At 72.0% G+C, this 5603-nt stretch carries 4 protein-coding genes; 2 read left to right on the forward strand and 2 right to left on the reverse strand.

Features of this window, described 5'->3' with window-relative positions; translation table 11 throughout:
• Positions 1-171: 171 nt before the first annotated feature.
• Positions 172-1623 carry a type VII secretion protein EccB gene (eccB, locus tag G6026_RS11035; protein WP_182613204.1) on the reverse strand — a complete coding sequence of 484 codons (1452 nt, stop codon included), beginning with the start codon at positions 1621-1623 and terminating at the stop codon, positions 172-174.
• A 133-nt stretch (positions 1624-1756) separates the two neighbouring features.
• Between eccB and G6026_RS11040 the strand changes: the two genes are divergently transcribed.
• Positions 1757-3394: a type VII secretion protein EccE gene (locus tag G6026_RS11040; RefSeq protein ID WP_182613205.1), complete on the forward strand. Its 1638-nt coding sequence runs from the start codon at positions 1757-1759 to the stop codon at positions 3392-3394.
• Here the strand turns inward: G6026_RS11040 and G6026_RS11045 are convergent.
• Positions 3348-4433 (reverse strand): DUF695 domain-containing protein, encoded by a 1086-nt coding sequence (locus tag G6026_RS11045; protein WP_182613206.1) that lies wholly within the window; start codon positions 4431-4433, stop codon positions 3348-3350. The genes G6026_RS11040 and G6026_RS11045 overlap by 47 nt on opposite strands.
• Before the next feature lie 177 nt (positions 4434-4610).
• On the opposite strand from G6026_RS11045, the gene G6026_RS11050 reads away from it, so the two are divergent.
• Positions 4611-5603: NAD(P)H-binding protein (locus G6026_RS11050; protein ID WP_182613207.1), on the forward strand; the 993-nt coding region annotated here is incomplete at its 3' end.

Genomic DNA, 5603 nt, shown 5'->3' on the forward strand with positions numbered 1-5603 from the left:
GGGTGCGATCGTCGCGGCCGGGTCACTCACCGTCGGGGGTGCCATCCTGGTCGTGGTCGCTCTGACCCGAACCCGAAGCCTCCGCCACCACGACCACCGGCCCGGGTGCTGAAAGTCACGCCCGAGCGGACACCCTCACCGGATCCGCGCGCCGTCGTACCGCGTTAGCGATCACCCCACCGGGCCCGAGGCCTCGTCCACGACGGAGTGGAGGTCGTGACCATCCCGGCTGACCAGAGCGGAACGGCGATCCAACCTCGGGCCGGCGGGGAGTCTGTCGATGATCGCCCCGTCCACCGGAACCGGGGCGCCACCCACCCCGAGCACTGCAGCGGTTTCCTGATCTGGGACGTCGAACCGTACCCCCGCGTCGGTGACGATCGTCGTGACCGCGCCACGAGTGGACGTGCCACGCCCGATCGCCGTCACGAGCATCCCTCCGCCCGGGATCCCGACGACGTCGACAGCCGGCCCACCACCGTCCGCGCCGGCCATCGTCCGGGCCTCGGACTCCGAGGGGGCCGGGGCGCCGGCGACAACGGTCATCCGACGGGCCGCGGTCCCCTCCCTGCCGGAGTCCCGGACGCACAACACCGGGGAATCGCTGGTCGCGAGCACCGTCGGACGATCCGCGGGAAAGGCGTCGACGTCCAACGCGACCGATCGCGGAACGCCCATCCGGTCGGGCTCGACAGCCTCGACCGGCCCCACGGTCGAGGTGGAACGGATGACATCGGCCACCACCGGACCGACCTCCTGGACACCATCCGCCAACGCCACATAAGTCGCCCTACCCGAGGCCGTGTCCACGGTGAACACCTGCCCGATCCGCAGGGAGTCCAAACCGTAGTCCACGGGTCTGCCAGCCATCTCGATCTGCGGTCGCACCACCGGGTCGACCTCCGGCAGCGGGTCGATCAACGCGGCGGTGACCGGTCGCGGTGCGATGCCGTCCAGTCCGAGGATCGACAGGAGGTCACCGTCCGCCAGGTCGATCCTCGACCGGGTGCCGTTCCTCAGTAACCACCCCCTGCCGTCCTGGTCCGCCAGGACGATCTCGTCGCGCGAGATCTCGCGACCGGGCCCCACCGCTCCGTCACGGGCCACCACGCTGGTCGAGACGATCCGGGGGAGACCTCGGTCGGCGTCGGCGACCTCGTCGCACACCGTCCACGAGACGGCCGCCACCCCGCCCGCATCGCGGGGCGCCGGCAACGCGGACGGTGCTCCCGGGATGCCCACCAGGCCACCCCGCCGGGTCCCTGCGATATCCGAGTCCCGCACCGTTGTCGGTTCCGCGGGCTGGCCGGTCACCAGACGGGCCGAGGCGAGATTGAACACCGGGTGGACCGTGTCGCCGGCGCGGACATACATCTGGCCGGACTCCCGGCCCACCATGATCACCGCGCGTTCCACGTCGGGCATCGGATCGAGCAGAGCCAGGACCGCGGCACCGACGCAGCCGAGAACGGCGGCGGCCACACCGACCGCGAACCCTGTCGACTGGCGACGCAGTGGGTCATGAAGCATCCGGACGTCCCGGACGACCACCGCGAGACGGGCCCGGCGAGACAGGAATCGGTGTCCATCCACCTGGGCCCTGGTGGTCGGCTTCAGCGGCACGGACCGGTCCCTTCCACGATTGTGACGCCCCGCGGCGGCGGGTTCCGGGGGTAGGGTACGCCACGGTCCCGGCCCGGTGGCCGGGCTTCCCGGGCGGCCTTCCACGCCCTCGACCAGGCCTGGAGGAGGACCGATGATCACCCTTCGCGCATTTCCCGCGGTCGTGGTCGTCCTCGTCTCCTCGGCCGCGCTCGCGGTGATCTGCCCTCCGCAGTGGCAACCCTGGATACAGTTCGGCGTCGCCACTCTGGTCGCCGGTACGGTCACGGTCCGTCGTCGAGGACGACCGCTCTCGGTCCGCGGCCCTCGCTCGCGCCGTCTCCCCGTGGACGTCGTGGACCTCGTCTCCCCCGACTTCTCACTGGTCGGCTGCGTCGAGGGTCACCGGGTGGTGACGACAGGAGTCGAGATCTCCGCCGGTGCCCTCCTGACCACAGAGGTCGGCCGCGATGACCCGGCCGACTTCCGGGGAGTACGGCTCCCGCTGAGCGCTGTCGCACGCCAGCTGGATCAGGGCGGGGTGTCGCTCGAGGGGATCGACGTCGTGGTCCACGGACGGCGAGCCGCATCGGGTCCCGACGGCGACGTGTATGGCTCGCTCGTCGGTCCGCTGCCGCTGATCTCACACCGGCGCGTCCACCTCCTCCTCAGGTTCGACGTCTCCGAGTTGGCGTTGGCCTGCCAGGACGGCGCGGGGCGGGGCTCCCTCGCGAGTCTCATCACGGGGGCCACCGAGCGCCTGCGCCGATCACTGGTCCACCACGGCGTCCCGTGCCGGGTGTTCGACGCCACCGAGCTCGCCGAACGGTTCCTCGAGGCAGAGGTCGAGCCCACGGAAGGAACGGCATTCGTGGTCCGCCCCGGTGCCGGCCCGCGTGAAGTCGTGGACGCCCTCACCTCGGTGCGAGCGTCGGCGATCACCGAGGTGCTCCGACTCCGACGCGTGCCGGGACGCCACGACGTGGTCGACACGGTATCGAGCGTGTGGCTCGCGGGACTCACCCCGGGCGCGCTGCCCCCGTGTGCGGACTCATGCCATCCCCTGCCGACTCCGCGCGTGCTTCCCATCCCGGGTGAAGAACTCCCCGATGCGGTCGCCGGATCTCTCGTCCGACGGCGTCTCGACCACCTCGACGAGCTCGCTCCACCCGCCCACGGGTGCGGTCAGATCCTCGGCGCGACACGGGCGGGCGACGCGGCCGCCGTCCAGCTGGCCGGGCCCCACCTGCGCTCGGTGCTCCTCGCGGCCGGCTCCGCCGTGTGCCGCCAGGTGGCCTTCCGCGCGGTGGCGGCGGGATACCGGGTCGCAGTGGTCACAGACGTCCCGGACCGCTGGCGATCACTGTCGGCGATCGCCGACGAGACCAGGTACCGGATCGTTGCCGCTGACGCCTCTGATGTGGGCACACCGGTGGACGCGGTGTTCTGGGACGTCGGCGGTGCCCTCAGTGAGGGTCGGATCGACGCACTAGCCGGACCCGGTGGTCCTGACGTGACGCCACCGACCGTGATCCGGGTCGACGCCGACTGGGACCTGTCCTCGACCGGCGGGGCGACGACGTCGAACCCGCCCGACCTGGTGCTCGACGGCCGGATACCGGGATGGATCTCCGTGGAACCCCGTTCCGGGCCCACCCGGCGGGTGTCCGTGGTGACCGGCCCGGGCGAAGACGCCTTCGTCGGCACCGTACCGGGGCCGGGCCAGAGTCAGGCCTCGGCCGATCTCACACCCGCAGGTGCTGAACCTTCCGCCAGCCCGGATCGTCGGTGACCGTCAGGGTCACCTCGCCCTGGTCCCAGCCGGAGCAGGCCACGCGCAGCTGCTCGTGCGCGGGGGTCGTGGAGTCCACGTAGAAGTGCAGGAGCCGGCGGCCGTTGCAGCTCTCGGCGCCCACGCACTCGCCTGTGCCCTCCAGCCGGTCGACCAGGTGGTCCTCGAGGTCCCGCAGCCCGGGCAGTGAGCCCGACCCCGGCAGCCCACAGTCCTCGACATCCGTATAGGGCACGTGGACGGCGACGTGCCGGTCGAACTCCGGTGCCGAGAGCGCCACCAGGGGCACGCGCACCACGGCGACCATCGGACCCTGCGAGGTGTCGCCGTGCAGGATCTGCCAGGCCGGCTCCCCCGCCTCGTCGGTGTTCTCCTGCTCGATCTCCCGCAGGATCCCGGGCAGCGCGTATAGCGAGACCGCGTCGTCACCCGGGGCCGTGGCGTTGGACCGGATCGTGCCCACCCACGTCTCCACCGCGGCCTCGCCGCACATCGCGTCGAGCAACAGGTAGGCGGCGATCGAGGGATCGGATCCCACCAGTCCGGCGAACCCGGGATGGTGGACGGTCACGTCGGCCCGGGAGAGCCCCACGTCCACCACCACCTCCGCCTCGTCGAACCCCAGCCGCCGGTCGCGGAAGTGCATGGCGCGCCCGGGGACCGGGTCACGCAGGTCGGCGTATGTCCACTCGGAATCGTCGGGCGGGGCCTGGGCGAGCCAGCGGCGCGCCACCCCGCGCAGTTCCGGCACCCCGGCCGCGGTGACGGTCAGCCGGTGCGGATCACCCTCGGATGCGGGGACGAACTCCCACGAGAGACCGGGATCGATGGCCTCGATGAGCGAGGTGATCTCCGGGACCACCCGGCGGGCGTTCCCCGACTCGATCGCGGCGGTCGTACGACGACACCCGCCCTCGGACCACCACCGCCAGAAGGTGGCCACGGCCCGCTCCGAGCGCAGCCTGGCGGTCTCGATGCGGACGCCGGACAGGTCCATCGACCTGGAGAGTTGTCGGGGTCGTGCCGCGCCGATCGCCATCCGTTCTCCCTCCGTCCGTCACGGTCCGTCCGCCTCGTCTGAATCCAGTATCCGGATATCGCGCCTCTCGTGCCCGGAAGCGGCACACCCGGGTCCGGTTTCGGGTCGAGCATGCGGGTCGGCTCGCCGAACGCACAACGGGTGCGCGAGCGCGCCCACACTGGAAGAGTCTCGGGTATGTCCACGCCCCACGGATCCCCCGACGCCCAGGCCCCCGACGCCCAGTCCGGCCCGCGCGTCCTCGTCATCGGCGCGACCGGGTACATCGGCTCCCGCCTCGTCCCCCGACTGCTCGCCGACGGCGCCCGTGTCTCGGTCCTGGCGCGCACCCCCGCCCGGCTCGACGACGTGCCCTGGCGGGATCAGGTGACCATCCACGAGGGCGGACTGGGGGACGAGGCCGCGTTGACCGAGGCGCTCGCCGGCGTCGATGTGGCCTGCCACCTCGTCCACTCGATGGGCCACACCACCGACTTCGAGCGGGAAGAACGCGAGACCACCGAGGTCTTCGCCCGCGCCGTCGAGGCCGCCAGGGTGGGGCGCATCGTGCACCTGTCCGGGCTGCACCCGGAGGGCGAGACCGATCTGTCAACGCACCTGCGCTCGCGCGTCGAGGTGGGGCGGACCATGCTGGCCTCGTCCGTGCCCGCGTTGGTGATCCAGGCCGGGGTCGTGATCGGCTCGGGCTCCGCGTCCTTCGAGATGATCCGCCACCTGACCACCCGGCTCCCCGGCATGGTCACCCCGAAGTGGGTGAGCAACCGGATCCAGCCGATCGCCGTCCGGGACGTGGTCCACTACCTCGCCGCCGCCACCACGGTTCCCCTCGAGGGCGAGCTCGCCGATGGCCGCGTGATCGACGTGGGCGCCCCGGACGTGCTGACCTACGGGCAGATGATGCAGATCTACGCCGAGGAGGCCGGACTGCACCGCCGGCTCATGGTCCCCGTCCCCGTGCTGACCCCCAAGCTGTCCTCGCTGTGGATGGGACTGGTCACCCCACTCGAGACCGGCCTGGCCCGGCCGCTGGTGGAATCGCTGCGCTGCGAGGCGATCGTCCTCAACGACGACGCCGACGAGGTGCTCGGCGCCCCGCCCGGCGGGCGGACGAGTTACCGGCAGGCCCTGCGCGAGGCTCTGCGCGTGCCCCACGGCCCCGCCCGTCCCGCG

Source organism: Dietzia sp. DQ11-38-2 (assembly GCF_014145055.1).
Classification (GTDB): Bacteria; Actinomycetota; Actinomycetes; order Mycobacteriales; family Mycobacteriaceae; genus Dietzia.

What these genes read in the sequence shown, in the direction of transcription:
- G6026_RS11045 (WP_182613206.1), bottom strand. Translation starts at nt 4,433, where the DNA reads ATGGCGATCGGCGCGGCACGACCCCGACAACTCTCCAGGTCGATGGAC.
- G6026_RS11040 (WP_182613205.1), top strand. Translation starts at nt 1,757, where the DNA reads ATGATCACCCTTCGCGCATTTCCCGCGGTCGTGGTCGTCCTCGTCTCC.